The following is an 18,333-nucleotide window of genomic DNA, read 5'->3' on the forward strand; positions in this document are numbered from 1 at the left end:
GTAATGGGGATTTAGAAAGCACTCTGAATTCACTCAGCACTAAGTAAGAGTTGGAGAAGGCGTAGATGCTCAGGGTAAGTCCATAGACGCTGTTGGGTGGGTTGGATTGCAACCGACTCACCAGATATTCTCAATGGCTTTTTCCATAATCCTTCCCACGGTTGCGATCTCCGGTCTAACATAAAGAATATTCGTAAAGCGATCGCTTATCCGCATGGACTGGAAAGAAGTCAGAGGCAACTGGGTAATCATTCCCCGAAATCCCATAGGTATCATCCATTTTTTAGGAGGTGCATTTGTCGCCACTGCACCGCACATCACTTATCGCTGGTTACTGGAAGAACTGGCAAGTAAAGGTTATGTTGTAATTGCTACGCCTTTCGTCAATACATTGGATCATACCGCGATCGCACAATCCGTACTGCTAAACTTTGACCGCACTCTCGAACGCCTACATGACTCTGGGGCATTACGCAAGCTTTATTTCCCCATCTACGGCATTGGACACAGTATGGGTTGTAAACTTCACTTGCTCATTGGTAGCCTCTTTAAAGTAGAACGCGCAGGCAATATTTTAATATCCTTCAACAACTACGCCGCAAAAGAAGCTATTCCCCTAGTAGAACAGTTCAATTCTACTTTGAAAATCGAGTTTACCCCCTCACCGTTGGAAACTAACAAGCTGATCCAAGAGCGTTACAATATCCGGCGCAATTTATTAATAAAATTTAGCAATGACACCATTGATCAATCGGTAGCTTTAACCAAAATCTTACAAGAACGCTTTGATGAGATGGTGACAACACAAACGTTACCAGGAACTCACACAACACCTCTGGGTCAAGATATTAAATGGCAAACTGGAACATTTTTCACTCCCTTTGATGCTTTAGGGCAATGGTTCAAGCAAGAAGCATACCGAGACTTGAACCAGCTAAAAAGCAACATCCTCTTGTGGCTAAATCCTCTGGCAGCGCCATAATTTTTTATGACTGTTAAACAGTCATGAATTCTACGTAAAAAGAGAAAATAGTTAGTGGTATATCTGGATATACTACTAACTAATTAGCCCATATGGTATTTTTATTTTCTATTTTTACAGCAAATTATTAATGAGTGTTTACTACAACTTTCTATGTTTCAAATACTAGTAATTGATGACGACTATTCAATAAAAACACTCCTGAAAAGGATGTTGGAAAAACAGGGTTATGAGGTAGTTACTGCCAGTAGCGGCGAGGAAGGAATAGAAAAGGCACTGGCTTACAATCCAGCACTAATTATTTGTGATTGGATCATGCCGGGGTTGACTGGACTGGAAGTTTGCCATCGCATTAAGAAAGACCCCAAATTTTCCACTACATTCTTTATTTTATTAACATCCTTAGATTCCGTTGCCGATTGCGTCAAAGGTCTAGATGCTGGTGCTGATGATTTTATCTCCAAACCTATCGAGCACAATGAATTACAAGCACGGGTAAGAGCGGGATTACGCCTGCATCAGTTGAGTAGAGATTTGCAGGCTCAAAAGTTGCTTTTAGAATTAGAAATGTCAGAAGCCGCAGAATATGTGCGATCGCTGCTGCCTCTTTCCATGACTGAACCCTTCAATATAAATTTCCGATTCATTCCCTCGCGACAACTTGGCGGTGATTGTTTCGATTACTACTGGCTCGATGCTGATTATCTGGCAATTTACTTAATGGATACTGCCGGACATGGCCTCAAAGCAACTCTTCCCTCTGTTTCAGTGCTGAATCTGCTGCGTTCTCGTGCGCTCAAAAGTCTGGATTATTATCAACCTAGTGATGTATTGAAGGCTTTGAATGATACTTTTCAGATGAATTATCAAAATGACAAATACTTTACGATTTGGTACGGAGTTTACAACCGAATCAACCGCCAGTTAATTTATGCTAGTGCAGGTCATCCACCAGCAGTTTTAGTAACCGGTACATCTCCAAGGAAGTCTGAAGTTAAACTCTTGAAAACCCCAGGTATGCCAGTTGGGATGTTTCCAGAGGCAAAATATGTTGATGGGTTTTGCAATATTGAAAAATTCAGTACCCTTTACATTTTTAGTGATGGCGCTTATGAACTCACTAAATCAGATGGCACACTTTGGAGCTTGGATGCTTTTATTCAGCTACTAGTTAGCTTACAACATCCTGTTGATTGCCAACTTGATCGCGTACTGAGTTATTTAATCGCTCTGAACTCCAAAGATGCTTTTGATGATGATTTATCTATTTTGCAAATTAACTTTAATTAACTAATTATTTGAGACTAAAACCTGATTAAATGCGTCTTGGCTGGGGAAGATTTCAAATACTTTATCCATATTAGTCAGTTCAAATAATATCCTGACTTGCTGATTAACTGAGCAGAGAACGAGCTTAGTATCTGCTGCCCGCAAGGTTTTGAAAGCTAATACTAAAGCTCCCAAACCTGAGCTATCCATAAACGTGACATCTTGAAAATCAACTAATACAATTTTCGCACCACTTACTAAAATATCAGTAATCTTTTGCCGAAACTCTTGTGAAGTTGTGGCGTTTAAATTACCGATGAGCTTAATAACTTTTACTTGCTCTCTCATAATACCTCACTCTGATTTGTGTAAATGGTACTCTGTTGTTGTTAGTATATCCCAATCATAGATCATTTAAAAAATGCTTACCAGTTGAAGAAGTATTCAGAAGTCAGAATTCAGGAGTCAGAATCAAGACGCTATTCTGAATTCTGAATTCTGAATTCTGCTATATCGCATTACCAAAGCCCATAATTTTGAGGATGTTTTACCCCAAATCCTGATGAGTAAAGGATTTAGCATTAGCTCCGGTGTAAGTAGCTACAATATGACCATCGCCAGTCATTTGATATTTGTATGTCACTAATCCTTCTAAACCAACGGGGCCGCGAGGAGGCATTTGTTGTGTACTAACCCCTACTTCTGCACCAAAACCATAGCGGAAACCATCAGCAAATCGGGTAGAACAATTGTGGAATATATTGGCTGAATTGACAAGTCCAAAGAAAGTTTCAACAGATGCTGAATCTTCAGTAATAATCGCGTCAGTATGACGAGAACCATATTCGTTAATATGGGCGATCGCATCTTCTATAGAATCTACAATCTTAATCGACAAAATAAAATCGTTATATTCAGTTTTCCAGTCTGTTTCTGTTGCAGTTGCAATGTTAGGCAAAATTCTTAAGGTACTTTTATCACCTCTTAATTCCACATGGCGTTCTTGCAAAGCATCGGCAACTTTTGGTAAAAATTCTCTAGCAATAGAGGAGTGAACTAACAAAGTTTCAATTGCATTACAAACAGCAGGATATTGCGCTTTGGCATCGACAGTAATCGGAACTGCTTTAGAAATATCAGCCACTTTATCTATATAAAGATGACAAATTCCATCTGCGTGACCTAGTACCGGAATGCGCGTATTTTCCTGCACAAACCTCACAAAAGAATTAGAACCTCTAGGAATAATTAAATCTACATATTTATCTAATTTCAAAAGTTCCAGAGTTTCTTCTCTAGTTGTTAGCAACTGTACCGCATCAGGGTTAACAGCAGTATGAGATAATCCTTGCTTAATTGCCTTAACGATCGCTTCACAAGAACGTACCGCTTCCTTTCCGCCTTTGAGGATTACACCATTACCGGATTTGATCGCTAAGGAAACAATTTGAATCGCCGCCTCTGGCCGGGCTTCAAAAATAATCCCCAAAACGCCTAAAGGACAAGTGATCCGCTTGAGAGTCAAACCAGTGTCTAGTTCGCGGTGAATCTGTACTTTACCCACTGGATCAGCTAGCTTACCAACATCTCCTACCCCAGCGATCGCATCTCTTAATTTATGTTCATCCAACTGCAAGCGTTTATAAAGCGGTTGGGGAATTCCGGCCGCAGTCGCAGCTTTACAATCAGCAACATTTGCTGATAAAATTTCATCCCTAGCTGATTCTAAAGCTTGAGCGATCGCAACAAGTGCTTGATTTTTTGCCTCAGTGGAGAGAATCGCTAGCTTACTTGCAGCTTTGCGGGTTTGCCCTGCGATCGTAATTAGGGGAGAAGCAATGTCAAGAATAGTCATAGTACAAATCTTTACTTTTTCCTCATCTTATCAATGTGAGTTCATTATTGGTTATCGTCTTCCTCCAATCGGGTGAACCATCTGGGTAATCAATAATTACTCTGATCGGGTGAAGCAAGATTTGGGTCAAAACATTTATTCTGTGATTATCGAACACAGACAAATTAAAGGTAGTCAATTCACAGTATTAAGAATATTTTAAGTATTATTACAGGCATTATTTGAAAATCTTAAATATGATTTATGCGTTCCCTAGACTAGAGAGACATAGTAATTTATGTTTCTCTAGTCTTTTACTTAAGTAAAATAATTTATCCTGCCGAAGGGTCGAAGTATTGCTTTTTTTACTCAGCACGGGCTAAACCTTAGCTATCCGCTAACGGAACTCAGCACTGTTTTGTTGGTGGAGTTTTTGCCGCGTAGCTTTCTTGACCAGAGGTAGAACCTCTCGGAATACATTCCCAGCCTGGAGGCTGGGAACGAGGCAAAACAAGGCAAACTTCGCTAAAAACAAGTTACAGGATGTAGAAACCTCTAGCTGGCAACGCCATCGCTAGAGGTAGTTCATGGTATCTTGGTTCTTACCGACTACTGACTCCATCAGTCGTGCGTCCGCTCATCTGGCCTGAATAGATCCGGTAGATGGCAATTACCTCTGCACGTCCCGATGAGTCGATCCAAGTTCGATTGATCGCAGGAGAAAGCACTGGATTGCGCTCTTTGATCAAGTGCATAGCATGATCGATATCTTGCTGCTCTGTGAGACGCTCGGCTCGACCATTAACAATCACGCTGCGCCAATGAAGCGGATCGTGAATTTCTTCAACCTGTAGGCAGATTTCTGGATTGGCATCTATGTCATGAGTCTTCATGCCGACCGTTGTAAACAGGTAGATGTCCGAATCTTCGAGATAATAATACATTGGCATCACGTAGGGTTTGCCTTCGTGTATGCAGCCAAGATGACCGTATCCTACTTGGTGTAGGAAGCCTTGTATTTCTTTTTGTCCCATTTCATCAATATCTAACATCACCATTCTCCTTCTCAAGATTCAGTCAATTGATATTGTTTCAGATGTGTTGACGACGATAGCTAGACCTAGTACCGCAAGGCGGAATTCAAAATTCAAAATTCAAAATTCAAAATGAATAGAGCGTAAGCGTTTCATGGTGACAGAGCAGTTCAACAGAGCTACCTGTGCGTGTTAGAGCAAATAGAAATTCCTGCATCGTCAGGCTCCGCTAGTCGTAACATACTCTTTGATGTTTGATCAATCTACCGATAGATTGCATCATCGATTGTGGCTCGGAAGAACTCGCCTTCCAATTTAAACCGCTCAGTGCCGAAGTACCAGCCAACCCGCAGACGGGTGGGAATGGTGTAGCCCCAGAATGTGCCCTCCGACTCTACGATCGCACCGAAGTCCAGATCATGAAACTCACCACCTTCTGGATTGCCCCAGCGCGGCAGCTTGACAGTCTTGAGCCGACCCGTTTGATCAATGGTAAAATCAAGTTCCGCTCTCTCGCCTTGCACTACGAAACTCGAATGTAAATCTGATGAATCCATTGTTGTCCATGACACGTCATCACCATAAAACACAGATGGCAAACAGATTGACTCTGCCTGGAGACGACCAACATTAGATCGTGTAATATCAGCACCTGAACCTATCATCACCGGGAAAACTCCTAAAAGCTTCCACTGCATAGCGCCTACGCCGTCTATGAGGCGATCCGATCCCCAAATCGGTAAGCCGTTCATCCATGCTGTAGCACTCCAAATCAGTCCACGCTCCCAGCAAATGACTTGTTCTGCTTTGAATGGAATCCAACTCTTCAATTTGATTTCGCAGTGCATCTGCAATCGAACCGCAGATGCGATCGCAGTTCCAGGTGCGATCGCGTGTTCAAGATATCTTCTTGCTGCTTCTGGCAGGTGAGAGAGTCCATCTGAATGGAATACACGATCCTTCGATATTGCTGAATTCCATAGCGTATTGAGAGAAATTTCTTTAGTCATCATTGCCTCCAGTATTTTTAATTCAGAATTTGATAGATTGTGATGATAAGAATAATTGCAAAAATAGCTGTATAGATCGACTTAGTATATTTGGCTAGCCAATTGGGAAGATAAATGGAGAAATTGTCTTTTGTGGAATTTGAATATTTACGGGCAATCAGAGTTAATGGGCAGACGAATTTAAAAGTCAGTAGGGTTATACCTTCTAGAAATACAAATCGATAACCAATCCAGAGCCAGACATCAAGCTTATTGGCGTAGCTTGCCGCCGTAGGCATCGCGGCATAAAGCATATAGAAAATTACAAAGTTGAAAAATACCCATATCAACGTGTGAATGACTTTAATTAGCGTCAATTTTGTTTCATTTTCCATATTAGTATTAGTATTAGTGTGACGGGAGTTTGTTCTATTTACTGAATGAATTGATTGAATACGATATAAAACATAACAGTCGATTTTGTAAAGAATGCTAAACCTGTGTAATTCATTTTGAGACTGATTCAGTGATTCGTTATAATATTAGACAATAAACTTTGCTAAAGATGGGAAATGCATGACTAGCCGCGAGCAGCTTATCCAAGAACTTGCAGAGGTTCCAGATGAGTTAATTAAAGTAATGTTAGATTTTTTGCATCGGGTTCAGACAACGCGTAGTCATCATCCTCTAGCGAAATTTGCTGGTATTTTGAGTGATGATGAGGCGGCTGATTTACAGAAAGCAATTCAAACTGATTGGTAATGATAGCTATTATGTTTTGCGATCGCCTTTTGCCATCATCTCAATGCGCGTTAGGGTAGCCCGCCGCAGGCATCGTTTAAGTCCGCAATATTCAACAGCGATCGCAATCAACTTTTACCATACTCCTGTACGAAAAAAATCTGTCCGACTGCTTTTATATTTTGCTTCATAACCCGCAACAAACGATTCTCTAAGGTTCGACTATCCTCATCCAAAAAATCAATTATTGCCTTGACTTTCCCAGCATAATCACGATCGTGTTTAAAAATAATCATGCCAGCATGATTTGGTGCAGTGGGATGTAGTTCGATAAAATCTTGGCGATTTTCCGTAATCAAAATGCGACCTGTCGCTGTGGCATACTGCAAAACAACATCGTCAGGAATCCCTTGATTTGCTTGACCTGCTTCGTAGGAAGTTAATACATCGTGTCCCTTCGATCTGAGTAAGTTTACCATTGCGATCGGAAAATTTTCATGTTTTGTAAAATTGTAATGCCATTAAACTAAATCATCTTGGGCAATTTCTCGATCGATTTGTTCGGGATTTTGTTCGTAGTAATGCCAAGCTGCACTTAAATCTTCCGCAGTCAATCCAGGATAATTTGACAATAATTCTTCATCCGGGGCACCTTGTTGACGATATGCTACCAAAGTCCATACGGGAATTCGTGTATTTCTAATTCGCGCTTGTCCCCCGCTAACTCTTGGTGTAATCTGAATCGGATTTTGCAACATTTGCACGTAATTTAATGCTTGATCAACTAATTCCTCTGGTAAAGCTGCAATTACTTCGAGCAGTTGAGTCCTCTTATTCATGACAACAAAATCTCTCTCGCTTATTTCATCCTAACTTGAAATTTTATAGTAATTATCCTAGCGACTGTTTTGAAGCCCAATCTCAATTTCGGATAAGCGATACCACAAAGTGGTTGCCAAGGGCATCGCCAATACTAAAACTGACCTATATGTTTTGCGTTGGCGTAGCCCGTCGTAGACATCGCCTTTTCCCATCATCTCAAGGCGCAATCGCCTAAATCCGCAATATCCCAAACAGAGAACTGACAGATCGCCAAAAAATGATGGTCTAGCATTTTCCCTAATCAGTTAAGATCATCTTCATCAATCTTCTTTCCTTTTACCGTTTTCCTTGGAATTATGACGCAGGATGAGTTATTGGTACTGATAGATCGCGCCGTGGCTGAGGGTTGGCGAGAGTTAGACTTGTCGGGGCAAGAGTTGACTGAGTTACCTGTGGAAATTGGTAAGTTGCAGCAGCTTGAGTCTTTGATTTTGGGAAAGAAGGTTGAAGGTTATGAACGAGTAGGAGGCCGTCATGTTGAAAAGGTTTCAGGCAACAATTTAAAAACGCTTCCTCTGGAACTATTGGGTTTGCCTAATTTGCGTAAGTTGGATATTAGTGGCAATCCTTTAGAGAGCATTCCCGATGTGGTAACGCAAATACTACATTTAGAGGAACTTATCTTAATTCGAGTAGAGCTAACTGAAATACCTGATGCGATCGCTAATTTAACCAATCTGACGCAGCTTCACCTCAGTGACAACCAAATAACCCAGATTCCAGAGGCGATCGCTAAATTAACCAATTTGACGCAGCTTCACCTCAGTGACAACCAAATAACCCAGATTCCAGAGGCGATCGCTAATTTAACCAATCTGACGCAGCTTATCCTCAGTGACAACCAAATAACCCAGATTCCAGGGGCGCTCGCTAAATTAACCAATCTGACAGAGCTTGACCTCCGTTCCAACCAAATAACCCAGATTCCAGAGGCGATCGCTAATTTAAACAATCTGACGCAGCTTAACCTCAGTTTCAACCAAATAACCCAGATTCCAGAGGCGATCGCTAAATTAACCAATCTGACGCAGCTTGACCTCAGTGGCAATAAAATAACCCAGATTTCAGAGGCAATCGCTAAATTAACCAATCTGACGCAGCTTATGCTCCGTAACAACCAAATAACCCAGATTTCAGAGGCGATCGCTAAATTAACCAATCTGACGCAGCTTGACCTCAGTGGCAATAAAATAACCCAGATTCCAGAGGCGATCGCTAATTTAACCAATCTGACTATATTTTACTTTGGTGAAAATCAAATCACGGAAATACCAGAAGCGGTTACAAACTTAGCCAATCTATCTAGCCTTTATCTTTCTAATAACCAAATCACGGAAATACCAAATGCAATTGCTAATTTAACTAATCTCACTGAGCTTAAACTCTGGAATAACCAAATCACGGAAATACCAAATGCGATTGCTAATTTAACTAATCTCACTGAGCTTAATCTTTTTGATAACCAAATAACCCAGATTCCAGAGGCGATCGCTAATTTAACCAATCTGACGCAGCTTATCCTCAGTGGCAACAAAATAACCCAGATTCCAGAGGCGATCGCTAATTTAACCAATCTGACGCAGCTTCACCTCAGTGATAACCAAATAACCCAGATTCCAGAGGCGATCGCTAATTTAACCAATCTGACGCAGCTTATCCTCAGTGATAACCAAATAACCCAGATTCCAGAAGCGATCGCTAATTTAAACAATCTGACGCAGCTTATCCTCTTTAACAACCAAATAACCCAGATTCCAGAGGCGATCGAAAGTTTGCCGAAATTGAAAAAACTAGATTTACGAGGAAATCGGCTTCCTATTTCACCAGAGATTTTAGGATCTTCTGATTATGTTGGTTCAGTTAAAAATATTTTCAATTACTCGCAATTACTAGGATCTTTTGATGGTGTTGGTTCTGTTGAAGACATTTTCAATTACTTGCGATTACTCCGTAGCGGTGAAGTGCGTCCACTCAACGAAGCCAAACTCTTACTCATCGGACAAAGCAGCGTCGGCAAAACATCGCTCATCGAGCGACTAATCCGCAATAAATATGATAAAAATCAATCCCAAACCCACGGACTCAATGTAGAAACTTGGAACGTGCAGGTCAATAGCAAAGACATCCGCCTGAATGTTTGGGACTTTGGCGGACAGGAAATTTATCATGCCACCCATCAGTTTTTTCTGACTAAGCGCAGCCTCTATCTCCTAGTTTGTAATTGTCGCACCAGCGAAGAAGAAAACCGCATCGAATATTGGCTAAAACTAATCGAAAGCTTCGGCGGAAAGTCCCCCGTGATTATCGTTGGCAACAAAAAAGACGAACAACCCCTCGACATCAACCGCAAGGCATTACGCGAAAAATATCCTAACATCCAAGAAATTATCGAAACCTCCTGCCAAGATAATATCGGCATTGATGAACTTCGCACCGTTATTTTGCAGCAAGTTGGCAAGCTCAAAGAAGTCTACGATCTTCTACCCCTGACATGGTTTGAGGTTAAACAACAACTCGAAGCCATGACTGAAGACTTCATCACCTACAACCGCTACATCGGCATCTGCTACAAAAACAATATTCCCGAAGAACAAAACCAAGATCAACTCATCGATCTCCTCCATCGACTTGGCTTAGTTCTCAATTTCCGCGATCATCCCATCCTCAAAAATACCAACGTTCTCAAACCCAACTGGGTTACAGAAGGCATTTACGCGCTCCTGAGCGATGAAAACCTCAAAACTAAAACCAAAGGCATTTTCACCCCCGCCGATCTCACCCGCATCCTCAATCCAGAGCGATACCCCACTAAGGATCATGGCTATCTAATCGGGCTGATGAAAGAATTTGAGCTTTGCTTTGAATTGGATTGTAAACCACCACAATTTCTGATTGCGGGACTTTTGCCCAAAGACCAACCAGACGAAACAGAACTAGAAGGCGAAACCCTGGAATTTCAATACCATTACAAAGTTCTCCCCGAAAGCATCATTTCCCGCTTCATCGTCAACACCCACGAAAAAATCCATAACCAAATCTATTGGCGCAGTGGCGTAATGCTGCAATATCAAGAAAACAAGGAAATCTACAACATCGCTCGGATCAAAGCCGATCCCGAAGATAAAAAAATCTTCATCACCATTAGCGATCGCAAAGAAACCCGCCGCTTATTTCTCGGCATCCTCCGCGATGTCTTCCAAAAAATCCACAAAAGTCTCCCCAATCTCGAAATCACCGAATGGGTTCCCGTTCCCGGCCATTCCAAACACGATCCGCTCAAATACTCAGAACTACTCGGACTCGAAGAGATGGGAGAAACCCATAAAGTTATTGGTGAACTCAAGCTCAAACTTGATTTGCGTCAACTTTTAGATGGCTATGAAGACATTGGAATGCGTCAAAGAAATTTTAAAGGCGATCGATTTGTTGATATAGAAACAGATGACTCACCTCTTACAGTTAATGTTAATGTTAGCGATCGCCGTTCTAAAACCTTTAACCAACATGGAGAAGGCGATAATTTTGGTGGTGATCGGGTCGAAGGCAATAAAACAGGATGAAGTTACCCAACTTTGAATTAGCGTTTATCGATCGCAACAAACTGCAAAACTATAGCCTCAACTCCCAACACGATCGCGGAAAGCACAAAGCCAGACTGTTTGCCGCTATTCTAGATTTAGGTAGGGATGATGCAGAAATTTTGCAACTGCTAATCCAAGATGCGATTCAGAATTATGAAGCGATTCCCAGCCTGTTAGATGAATATGGTCAACGCTATATCGTCGATTTCCCTATCACCCGCAACCAAAACACTGCTAACATTCGCACAACTTGGATCGTCCACCCCACCGAAGATTTTCCCCGTCTCGTTAGTTGCTATATTTTGAGGTAATGCTCATGCTTGCGACCCCAAACAAACTCAATTTATTAGATATTGTTGCACTTAAAACTCCCTTATCCGAACATAACCTCCTTGCAGGTCAAGTGGGAACCATTGTCGAAATCCTTGCCCCCGAAGTATACGAAGTAGAATTTAGCGATGATGACGGTCAAACCTATGCCATGCAAGCCTTACCAGCCCATCAACTCCTAAAACTCCATTACAAACCCCTAAAAACTATGTCTAACAACATCCATCAATACGGCAAAGGCGATAATGTTGCAGGTGATAAAATCCAAGGTGATAAAATCCAAGGTGATAAAAACGAAAATGACTTCAACGAGGCAACTATTGGATTTGTCGCTCAAAACCAAGCCCAAGCCACAGTAAGCAACCTTAATCAAACAAGCGGCGCAAGCGTAGCAGAACTAATGCAACTGATCGGCAACTTACGCCAAACTGCTGCCCAATTTCCACGAGAAACCCACGACGACATTATCATCGATATTGATGATGTAGAAGTAGAAATTCAAAAGCCAGAAAAAGAACGCAATTTACCCAAACTCCAAAAGCGTCTAGTAGCTTTACTAACTGCTGCTACTGTAGTCGCTGCCCCGATTGCAAGCATGACAGGCTTTACAAAGGATGTTATGGAAATAGGAAGCAAATTAGGCATAGAACTAAAGCTTCCCCCTGTTAAATAGACTTTTCTAACTCCAGAGGCGATCGCATAGGTTGAAATGATACCCGCCTTTGATTTGATGAAAATAGGACTTACGCACGAGTTACGGAATAACGAACCGCAGAGGCGCAGAGTACACGGAGAAATCAGAGTTTCAGAGATATTTTGCGTAAGTCCTAGAAAATTGAACTAGCGATCGCAAAGCAAAATAATTACCAAATAATTGTTACCAACTTTGCAGCAAAAATATTTTGATCGCAAGTTAATAAAGCTACTTGATTTCCTTGACTCTCTAGAACTAAAGCTGTTGATACAATTTGGCGATCGTGCATTTCATTGATAGAGGTTAGTTCTACACTTTTTTCAATGACATCAGAATCCAGTGGATGTATAAAAACTCGTTTATCATTCTTAACAACCTTTAACAAAGCATCAACAGAAGGAATCGAAGTTTTACCACGACTAACGATCCATACCGACTCAGCCAAGGCGATCGCAGGCAAAATTAATTCACTGGTTGCATCAGAAAGAATAGCTTTTACAATAGGGCTTAAACGAGAATTACCTTCTAAAAACCAGATTAGAGCATGGGTATCAAGTATATATTTCATGTTGATAGATTCATGTCTAACTTCGAGCTTCGTTAGCATCGCCATGAAACTCAGCATCTTTGAAATCAGACTCAGTGGATTGCTGAGAACCTGAAAACATACCAAAAGACATAAGCTGACTATCTAAACTGACTGATTTAGAAGTTAAAAAAGTTACAAAAACTTGGCTTTCAGTAATGTCTTGCGGGACTTCAGCTAATTCGATTTTGCCGTTCCTGTATATTCCTTGAATTGTTTGTAACATAATGGGTTGCGTTGAGGAACTTGAGCGATCGCTAATAAATCATGGCACTATAACATTTTAGCTAAAATTTGACGGACTCAAAACCTTCTGTATGCTGTAATATTAGTAGGACTTACGCAAAGGGAACGGAAAACGAACCACAGAGGACGCAGAGGTCACGGAGGAATGAGAGTTTGAGAGGGTTTTTGCGTAAGTCCTAATTAGTTGTGAATGGCGCGATGGCTTCGCCGGTTCGCAAAGCGACCATCGCATGGCTGGAAATGATACCCGCCTTTGATTTGATGAAAATTGAACTAGCGATCGCTAACCTAACCTACAGCAAACTCAGTATCAGAGCGCACCCTAGCAGGTTGAAAACCTAAAACTATATCTTGATGTGGTACACCTAATTTTAATAACTCATAGGCGATACCATCTTCCGTACCATCATATTGAATCCAAATCTTGCCATTCTTAATATCCAAATGTAGCAAACATCCATAATCCCTGATATCGTTCCGCTTCCAACCCACATACACCAATTGATAGCGGTCGCGCTCCGTATCAAAAATAGGTTGAGCCTCAACATCTTTTGCCGATTTCATCGAGCGATCGGCTTTTGCTTGGATTAGTTGTTGAATATATTGCCTGTAGAGAGCTACTTTATCCATTGCTCAATCGTCTCCTTTTCTAAGTCATAAACTAAAAGTTTAATTTGACTGCGTTGTACCACACTATTAATAAAAGCTAAGTTAAAAAAGGTTTCATAAACAAAACGAGGTACTGCTAAATATAAAATTCGCTCTGGATCTTCATCTTCTAAAGCATAGCGATAATCTAAAAACTGTCCATGCGCCAAATGAAAATCAGAAATCCTTGAGGGACTAATAAAACTTTTCACCTCAACCGCAATTTTATCATTTCCCCTTTCAGCACCAATAATCTGTTCCGCCCCAATGACTAGATACATTTCAACCCCACCTATACGCAATTCGTATGGATCGTGAGTTATTTGCCATCCGTCTTTTTCTAGAGCGCGTTTAACTTGCTCATGATACAAATCTTTTGCCATATTATGGTTTGCGTTGAGGAACTTGAGCGATCGCTAATAAATCACGGCACTAGAAGATTTTAGCTAAAATTTCACGGACTCAAAACCTTCAGCGCGATAAGCCTGACGGCATGGCTACGCTTACCGCCATGCACGAAAAATCTATGCTGTATAGCATTCGCTATCGTCCCAATTACAAGATTGCGATCGCTCAACATCGATAATTTTTAGGCTACGTCTTTTGTAAGCCTAAATCTAAAGTTCTTGACGAGTCGGACGGATGATGATTTCATTCACATCAACATCACCGGGCTGCTCAATAGCATAGGCGATCGCACGGGCAATAGCATCTGCATCAATGGCGATCGTATAAAATTCATTCATTCTCGCTGCTGTATCTTGATCGCTAATCGTGCTGATCAACTCAGTAGCAATGGCTCCCGGTGAGATATTAGTCGAACGGATTTCACCGTTTGACTCTAGCCGCAGCCCTTCAGAGATTGCTCGCACTGCGTACTTGGTAGCACAATATACTGCTGAACCCGAAAACACCTTATGTCCGGCCACTGACGATAGGTTAATTATGTGACCAGACTTTTGCTGACGCATAATTGGCAACACGGCAGCAATCCCATAGAGAACGCCCTTGATGTTGACATCAATCATCTGATCCCACTCTTCCACCTTTACTTGGTCGAGGGGAGAGAGCGGCATCAACCCAGCATTATTAATTAGCACGTCGATCCGGCCATAAGTACTCAAAGTCTCCTTCGCCAAGGCTTCCACCTGTGCGCGATCTACCACATCCGTAACTCGGTAGGTTGCAGTCCCTCCTGATTTAGCGTTCGCGAAGCCTCCGCCTTGCGGAATCGCTGCAACCAGTTCTTTAAGGCGATCTTCGCGGCGGGCGGCCAGCATCAGTTTGGCTCCACTAGCAGCAAGTCGCCTTGCAGTCGCCTCACCTAACCCACTGCTGGCTCCGGTGATGATTACCACTTTGTTTTGAATAAGAGACATATTGATTCCTGCGGGTTATAAAAATCTTGGCTGAAAACCCCGCAATTAAAACCTAAAAACTTTTTGGGTTTTTAGGTTCTAATGTCTTTTAAGTCGGGCATAAAAGCCGTGGGGGAAATTTATTCAACCAGATCAATTAGCTTGTAGCTTGATCAATGTTTTTCTCTCGGCAGCGTCACTGATCCAAATCGCTATAATCTCACCGTTTGAGTTCTGTCCCGTTAAAACTTCAGTTGGTGAATCGACCGTGTGAGCATAGCTGACTTCATGTTGACCGACTTCAATTACTAAATCATCTCCCTTGCCAGGGCGATCGTAAACTATCGCCAGCAAAGGTGCGTTCTGAATCAGTTCTTCGTCGCCAAGTTCGGAATCGATGATTTCGATCGAAATATGCCGTCCACGATTACCATCTGAAAACTGATCAAAAAATTCACCCCATCGCTCATGAGACACAGATTTGCTGATATCAATCTTACTCACCATACAATTAATTCCTTGTGAAAAACTAGTAAAAAGAAACGGAGCATTGAAATAGTTACTAAGTACAAAACTGTAATTAATCGTGTCTTAATTCCCCGTAGTTGCCGCAGCAGCTTCAGCATCTAATCTGGCAGCGATCGCTTCCAAGGTTGCTTTTTCAGCTTCTTCTATTGTCGCTATGGCTAAGAGGGTCGCCGTAGCTGCATAGTCTTCAGCTTTATCTGCCCGATGTTCGAGTTTCTTAACTTCGCGACTTGCTTTCCATTCTTCGACACTCGACTTTACCTCAGATTCTTTTTCCTCAAATTGAGTTTTGAGCTTTGCGCGATACTCATCGAATTCTTGTTTCTTGGCGTCTAGTTTTGTCTTCGCTTCGTCGAGTTTCGATTGAATCTCAGCTTGAGTTTTTTTCGGCGCAGATTGAATGCTTTCCTTCAGCGATTTGGCGCGATCTTCAACTGCTTCTAAATTGTCATGAAGTTTTTTGGTGAAGTTATCTATTGCAGTACTCATGATGATTCCTCTAGTATGTTAAGCTTCTGCATCGAGTTTCGATTGAATCTCAGCTTGGGTAACTTTTGCCATCAATTGATTGTTTGCAAAAGTTGCCCAATATAACATCTACCTTTTGAATGGTTTAGTAGAACTTATACAATTCAAACGCTTGCTAAAACACTCGAATACCATCGGTATAATTCTAAGAGCGATCGCTACTGGCTACCTGACAGCAGAAATCATGTATTTGAACCACATCTGTCGTAGGGGTACAGCAGTGCTGTGCCCCTACCGCGTGGTCTATTTACCTGAAAATAGCTGTAAGCAAAATCCTCCTGATTTGCTGAGTGCTGAGTACTGATGTGCTTTGGGTTTTAGCCCCTTGCGGGCAGAATCTTTTTTCAGGAGGTGGTTGATACCCTTTCCCCTCTTGATTCATACCGGAATTTCAATGAAGAATTCTGTACCCTCATAGGACTTACGCACGAGTTACGGAATAACGAACCGCAGAGGCGCAGAGGACACCGAGAAATCAGCGATCGCTTCATTATTCCCGACAAACTTTATGGACGAGAAACCGAAATATCAACCCTACTCCAAGCATTTTAAAGAGTCAGCTTTGGGGCAACAGAAATGATGTTGGTAGCTGGTTTTTCGGGAATTGGTAAAACTGCGGTTGTCAACGAAGTTCATAAACTGATTGTTAGACAACGTGGTTATTTTATCAAAGGCTAATATGACCAATTTCAACGAAATATTCCCTTCAGTGCCTTTGTGCAAGCATTCCGAGACTTAATCGCGCAGCAACTCATCTCCAAATTGGATATTTACTCGGCTCAGGGTTAATTTGCACTTTTTATGCCCCCCTACCGGATTGAAATTTTTAGAGAATACATGGTCTACTGAGAAACTAGACTATTAAATAATCTGGTTGCAAAGGACACTTCTTAAATATGAACACAGTAGCGTTCACGGGTATTTCGTCCTGCGGCTGGCTGTACTGGATAATACAGCCGCACTTAGCCATGCACATTCCAGATGGCTTCTTGAACTTACCTGTTATCCTTGTCACCTGGGTAATTGCTATCGGTCTAATTGCACTAGCTATTAGACGATCGCAGGCAGAATACCAAGAACGAGCTGTACCTTTAATGGGAGTTTGTGCAGCATTTATCTTTGCAGCCCAAATGATTAATTTTCCGATTCCTGGCGGCACTTCTGGACACCTTTTAGGAGGAACGCTAGCAGGAGCTTTATTAGGTCCGTGGGCTGGGTCACTAGTGATGGTGACAGTGTTCATCGTGCAGGGTGTTCTGTTTCAGGATGGTGGACTGACGGTATTAGGCGCTAACATCTTTAACATGGGATTAATCGGTACATTTGGTGGTTATTATCTCTATCGCACAGTTAGATTTGCTACAGGGCGCGATACCTTGCGAGGAGTAGTAATTGGCGCTGCGATCGCAGCTTGGACAAGTGTAGTAGTAGCTTCAGTTGTGTGTGCCTTGGAACTTGCTTTGTCGGGAACGATTCCTCTAGCGGTGGCTTTGACAGCTATGGCTTCTTGGCACGTCCTAATTGGCATTGGCGAGGCACTGATTACTGTAGCAGCACTCAGTTTTATTTGGCGGACTCGACCAGATTTATTTTACGATCCGCCCCGTCAGACAAAATCATCTGTCTCTGGTCCCATCTCCCGGAATTAAAAGGTATTTATGGAATCAAAACTGAATTATGAATAGCAACCTCTCGCACTCGCGCAACCGCGCTTTTGTGATCGCTGGCTTAGGTATTGCTCTGCTGATTGCAATTTTCCTTTCGCCACTGGCGAGCAAAAATCCCGATGGGCTAGATAGAGTCTCAAAAGACCTGAAGTTTGACAGCAAAGAACTAGAACAGAAACCTGCTCAGAAACTACCCTTTTACGGCATATTTGATGAGTATGCTCTCAGAGGTGTACCATCTGCGATCGCCACACCATTGGCTGGTCTAGTGGGAACATTAGTAACTTTTGGTTTAGCTTGGGGTATTGGCAAATTAGTTGTGCGTGGTTCTACTTCATCTTCCACAGAGGATGATACTCATTCGGACTCAGATGTGCCAGATTAAAAAAGAATCCAGAATCCAGAATTCAGAATTCAGAATTCAGAATTCAGAACT

At 41.9% G+C, this 18,333-nt stretch carries 23 protein-coding genes and 1 pseudogene; 10 read left to right on the forward strand and 14 right to left on the reverse strand.

The window, feature by feature from the left end; all coding sequences use genetic code 11:
- The first annotated feature begins 214 nt into the window (after positions 1 to 214).
- On the forward strand, positions 215 to 982 hold the full coding sequence (locus tag V7L05_RS16495) for a DUF1350 family protein (RefSeq protein ID WP_335165513.1): 768 nt from the start codon (positions 215 to 217) through the stop codon (positions 980 to 982).
- 153 nt (positions 983 to 1,135) lie between these two features.
- Positions 1,136 to 2,272, forward strand: coding sequence for a PP2C family protein-serine/threonine phosphatase (locus V7L05_RS16500; RefSeq protein ID WP_335165515.1), 1,137 nt, complete (start codon positions 1,136 to 1,138; stop codon positions 2,270 to 2,272).
- Here the strand turns inward: V7L05_RS16500 and V7L05_RS16505 are convergent, their stop codons facing one another.
- The 4 genes from V7L05_RS16505 to V7L05_RS16520 all read right to left on the reverse strand — a co-directional run bounded on the left by V7L05_RS16505 (position 2,273) and on the right by V7L05_RS16520 (position 6,132).
- Positions 2,273 to 2,599, reverse strand: a complete 327-nt coding sequence (locus V7L05_RS16505; protein ID WP_335165517.1) for an STAS domain-containing protein — start codon at positions 2,597 to 2,599, stop codon at positions 2,273 to 2,275.
- Positions 2,600 to 2,798: 199 nt separating this feature from the next.
- Positions 2,799 to 4,106: a glutamate-5-semialdehyde dehydrogenase gene (locus V7L05_RS16510; protein WP_335165519.1), complete on the reverse strand. Its 1,308-nt coding sequence runs from the start codon at positions 4,104 to 4,106 to the stop codon at positions 2,799 to 2,801.
- Positions 4,107 to 4,687: 581 nt separating this feature from the next.
- Positions 4,688 to 5,137, reverse strand: coding sequence for a pyridoxamine 5'-phosphate oxidase family protein (locus V7L05_RS16515; protein WP_334944806.1), 450 nt, complete (start codon positions 5,135 to 5,137; stop codon positions 4,688 to 4,690).
- A gap of 245 nt (positions 5,138 to 5,382) precedes the next feature.
- The gene (locus tag V7L05_RS16520; RefSeq protein WP_335165520.1) at positions 5,383 to 6,132 is read right to left on the reverse strand and encodes a DUF6920 family protein; all 750 of its coding nucleotides are present in this window, start codon (positions 6,130 to 6,132) and stop codon (positions 5,383 to 5,385) included.
- Between the two features lie 552 nt (positions 6,133 to 6,684).
- Here V7L05_RS16520 and V7L05_RS16525 point away from each other — a divergent pair.
- Positions 6,685 to 6,870 (forward strand): hypothetical protein, encoded by a 186-nt coding sequence (locus V7L05_RS16525; protein WP_335165522.1) that lies wholly within the window; start codon positions 6,685 to 6,687, stop codon positions 6,868 to 6,870.
- A gap of 107 nt (positions 6,871 to 6,977) precedes the next feature.
- Here V7L05_RS16525 and V7L05_RS16530 read toward each other — a convergent pair whose 3' ends face one another.
- The 3 genes from V7L05_RS16530 to V7L05_RS16540 are packed head-to-tail and all read right to left on the reverse strand — an operon-like array spanning position 6,978 to position 7,886.
- The gene (locus V7L05_RS16530; RefSeq protein WP_335165523.1) at positions 6,978 to 7,328 is read right to left on the reverse strand and encodes a DUF5615 family PIN-like protein; all 351 of its coding nucleotides are present in this window, start codon (positions 7,326 to 7,328) and stop codon (positions 6,978 to 6,980) included.
- Positions 7,329 to 7,370: 42 nt separating this feature from the next.
- On the reverse strand, positions 7,371 to 7,688 hold the full coding sequence (locus V7L05_RS16535; protein WP_335165525.1) for a DUF433 domain-containing protein: 318 nt from the start codon (positions 7,686 to 7,688) through the stop codon (positions 7,371 to 7,373).
- Between the two features lie 57 nt (positions 7,689 to 7,745).
- A complete protein-coding gene (locus V7L05_RS16540) occupies positions 7,746 to 7,886 on the reverse strand; it encodes a hypothetical protein (RefSeq protein ID WP_334944816.1) in 141 nt (46 codons plus the stop codon).
- A gap of 141 nt (positions 7,887 to 8,027) precedes the next feature.
- On the opposite strand from V7L05_RS16540, the gene V7L05_RS16545 reads away from it, so the two are divergent.
- The 3 genes from V7L05_RS16545 to V7L05_RS16555 are packed head-to-tail and all read left to right on the forward strand — an operon-like array spanning position 8,028 to position 12,315.
- Positions 8,028 to 11,291, forward strand: coding sequence for a leucine-rich repeat domain-containing protein (locus tag V7L05_RS16545; protein WP_335165527.1), 3,264 nt, complete (start codon positions 8,028 to 8,030; stop codon positions 11,289 to 11,291).
- Positions 11,288 to 11,623 carry a DUF6883 domain-containing protein gene (locus tag V7L05_RS16550; protein ID WP_292755260.1) on the forward strand — a complete coding sequence of 112 codons (336 nt, stop codon included), beginning with the start codon at positions 11,288 to 11,290 and terminating at the stop codon, positions 11,621 to 11,623. The genes V7L05_RS16545 and V7L05_RS16550 overlap by 4 nt, the downstream gene beginning before the upstream one ends.
- A 5-nt stretch (positions 11,624 to 11,628) precedes the next feature.
- The gene (locus V7L05_RS16555) at positions 11,629 to 12,315 is read left to right on the forward strand and encodes a DUF4926 domain-containing protein (protein WP_335165529.1); all 687 of its coding nucleotides are present in this window, start codon (positions 11,629 to 11,631) and stop codon (positions 12,313 to 12,315) included.
- A gap of 190 nt (positions 12,316 to 12,505) precedes the next feature.
- Here V7L05_RS16555 and V7L05_RS16560 read toward each other — a convergent pair whose 3' ends face one another.
- From V7L05_RS16560 to V7L05_RS16590, 7 genes are all read right to left on the reverse strand, one after another.
- Positions 12,506 to 12,904, reverse strand: coding sequence for a type II toxin-antitoxin system VapC family toxin (locus V7L05_RS16560; protein WP_335165531.1), 399 nt, complete (start codon positions 12,902 to 12,904; stop codon positions 12,506 to 12,508).
- A gap of 16 nt (positions 12,905 to 12,920) precedes the next feature.
- On the reverse strand, positions 12,921 to 13,148 hold the full coding sequence (locus V7L05_RS16565; protein WP_335165533.1) for a hypothetical protein: 228 nt from the start codon (positions 13,146 to 13,148) through the stop codon (positions 12,921 to 12,923).
- Positions 13,149 to 13,456: 308 nt separating this feature from the next.
- Positions 13,457 to 13,798: a XisI protein gene (locus tag V7L05_RS16570; RefSeq protein ID WP_335165534.1), complete on the reverse strand. Its 342-nt coding sequence runs from the start codon at positions 13,796 to 13,798 to the stop codon at positions 13,457 to 13,459.
- Positions 13,786 to 14,199, reverse strand: a complete 414-nt coding sequence (locus V7L05_RS16575; protein ID WP_335165535.1) for a XisH family protein — start codon at positions 14,197 to 14,199, stop codon at positions 13,786 to 13,788. The genes V7L05_RS16570 and V7L05_RS16575 overlap by 13 nt, the downstream gene beginning before the upstream one ends.
- Before the next feature lie 234 nt (positions 14,200 to 14,433).
- Positions 14,434 to 15,195 (reverse strand): SDR family oxidoreductase, encoded by a 762-nt coding sequence (locus V7L05_RS16580; protein ID WP_335165536.1) that lies wholly within the window; start codon positions 15,193 to 15,195, stop codon positions 14,434 to 14,436.
- Positions 15,196 to 15,327: 132 nt separating this feature from the next.
- Entirely contained in the window at positions 15,328 to 15,681 is a 354-nt protein-coding gene (locus V7L05_RS16585; protein WP_335165538.1) for a DUF5335 family protein, read from the reverse strand.
- Between the two features lie 84 nt (positions 15,682 to 15,765).
- Complete coding sequence (locus V7L05_RS16590) at positions 15,766 to 16,191, reverse strand: hypothetical protein (protein WP_335165540.1); 426 nt, start codon at positions 16,189 to 16,191, stop codon at positions 15,766 to 15,768.
- A 79-nt stretch (positions 16,192 to 16,270) separates the two neighbouring features.
- Here V7L05_RS16590 and V7L05_RS16595 point away from each other — a divergent pair, with 79 nt between their 5' ends.
- The 4 genes and pseudogenes from V7L05_RS16595 to V7L05_RS16610 all read left to right on the forward strand — a co-directional run bounded on the left by V7L05_RS16595 (position 16,271) and on the right by V7L05_RS16610 (position 18,282).
- Complete coding sequence (locus V7L05_RS16595) at positions 16,271 to 16,534, forward strand: hypothetical protein (protein WP_335165542.1); 264 nt, start codon at positions 16,271 to 16,273, stop codon at positions 16,532 to 16,534.
- 167 nt (positions 16,535 to 16,701) lie between these two features.
- Positions 16,702 to 16,998: pseudogene (locus tag V7L05_RS16600) on the forward strand (ATP-binding protein); the annotation flags it as partial.
- A 128-nt stretch (positions 16,999 to 17,126) separates the two neighbouring features.
- Positions 17,127 to 17,879 carry a cobalt transporter CbiM gene (cbiM, locus tag V7L05_RS16605; protein ID WP_335165543.1) on the forward strand — a complete coding sequence of 251 codons (753 nt, stop codon included), beginning with the start codon at positions 17,127 to 17,129 and terminating at the stop codon, positions 17,877 to 17,879.
- 28 nt (positions 17,880 to 17,907) lie between these two features.
- Entirely contained in the window at positions 17,908 to 18,282 is a 375-nt protein-coding gene (locus tag V7L05_RS16610) for a PDGLE domain-containing protein (RefSeq protein WP_335165545.1), read from the forward strand.
- Positions 18,283 to 18,333 lie beyond the last annotated feature (51 nt).

The organism is Nostoc sp., from assembly GCF_036917755.1.
GTDB lineage: Bacteria > Cyanobacteriota > Cyanobacteriia > Cyanobacteriales > Nostocaceae > Nostoc.

What these genes read in the sequence shown, in the direction of transcription:
- V7L05_RS16555 (WP_335165529.1), top strand. Translation starts at nt 11,629, where the DNA reads ATGCTTGCGACCCCAAACAAACTCAATTTATTAGATATTGTTGCACTT.
- V7L05_RS16610 (WP_335165545.1), top strand. Translation starts at nt 17,908, where the DNA reads ATGAATAGCAACCTCTCGCACTCGCGCAACCGCGCTTTTGTGATCGCT.
- V7L05_RS16495 (WP_335165513.1), top strand. Translation starts at nt 215, where the DNA reads ATGGACTGGAAAGAAGTCAGAGGCAACTGGGTAATCATTCCCCGAAAT.
- V7L05_RS16500 (WP_335165515.1), top strand. Translation starts at nt 1,136, where the DNA reads ATGTTTCAAATACTAGTAATTGATGACGACTATTCAATAAAAACACTC.
- V7L05_RS16545 (WP_335165527.1), top strand. Translation starts at nt 8,028, where the DNA reads ATGACGCAGGATGAGTTATTGGTACTGATAGATCGCGCCGTGGCTGAG.
- V7L05_RS16585 (WP_335165538.1), bottom strand. Translation starts at nt 15,681, where the DNA reads ATGGTGAGTAAGATTGATATCAGCAAATCTGTGTCTCATGAGCGATGG.
- V7L05_RS16570 (WP_335165534.1), bottom strand. Translation starts at nt 13,798, where the DNA reads ATGGATAAAGTAGCTCTCTACAGGCAATATATTCAACAACTAATCCAA.
- V7L05_RS16520 (WP_335165520.1), bottom strand. Translation starts at nt 6,132, where the DNA reads ATGATGACTAAAGAAATTTCTCTCAATACGCTATGGAATTCAGCAATA.
- V7L05_RS16575 (WP_335165535.1), bottom strand. Translation starts at nt 14,199, where the DNA reads ATGGCAAAAGATTTGTATCATGAGCAAGTTAAACGCGCTCTAGAAAAA.
- V7L05_RS16515 (WP_334944806.1), bottom strand. Translation starts at nt 5,137, where the DNA reads ATGTTAGATATTGATGAAATGGGACAAAAAGAAATACAAGGCTTCCTA.
- V7L05_RS16565 (WP_335165533.1), bottom strand. Translation starts at nt 13,148, where the DNA reads ATGTTACAAACAATTCAAGGAATATACAGGAACGGCAAAATCGAATTA.
- V7L05_RS16505 (WP_335165517.1), bottom strand. Translation starts at nt 2,599, where the DNA reads ATGAGAGAGCAAGTAAAAGTTATTAAGCTCATCGGTAATTTAAACGCC.
- V7L05_RS16525 (WP_335165522.1), top strand. Translation starts at nt 6,685, where the DNA reads ATGACTAGCCGCGAGCAGCTTATCCAAGAACTTGCAGAGGTTCCAGAT.
- V7L05_RS16590 (WP_335165540.1), bottom strand. Translation starts at nt 16,191, where the DNA reads ATGAGTACTGCAATAGATAACTTCACCAAAAAACTTCATGACAATTTA.
- cbiM (WP_335165543.1), top strand. Translation starts at nt 17,127, where the DNA reads ATGAACACAGTAGCGTTCACGGGTATTTCGTCCTGCGGCTGGCTGTAC.
- V7L05_RS16550 (WP_292755260.1), top strand. Translation starts at nt 11,288, where the DNA reads ATGAAGTTACCCAACTTTGAATTAGCGTTTATCGATCGCAACAAACTG.
- V7L05_RS16510 (WP_335165519.1), bottom strand. Translation starts at nt 4,106, where the DNA reads ATGACTATTCTTGACATTGCTTCTCCCCTAATTACGATCGCAGGGCAA.
- V7L05_RS16535 (WP_335165525.1), bottom strand. Translation starts at nt 7,688, where the DNA reads ATGAATAAGAGGACTCAACTGCTCGAAGTAATTGCAGCTTTACCAGAG.
- V7L05_RS16560 (WP_335165531.1), bottom strand. Translation starts at nt 12,904, where the DNA reads ATGAAATATATACTTGATACCCATGCTCTAATCTGGTTTTTAGAAGGT.
- V7L05_RS16540 (WP_334944816.1), bottom strand. Translation starts at nt 7,886, where the DNA reads ATGATGGGAAAAGGCGATGTCTACGACGGGCTACGCCAACGCAAAACA.
- V7L05_RS16530 (WP_335165523.1), bottom strand. Translation starts at nt 7,328, where the DNA reads ATGGTAAACTTACTCAGATCGAAGGGACACGATGTATTAACTTCCTAC.
- V7L05_RS16580 (WP_335165536.1), bottom strand. Translation starts at nt 15,195, where the DNA reads ATGTCTCTTATTCAAAACAAAGTGGTAATCATCACCGGAGCCAGCAGT.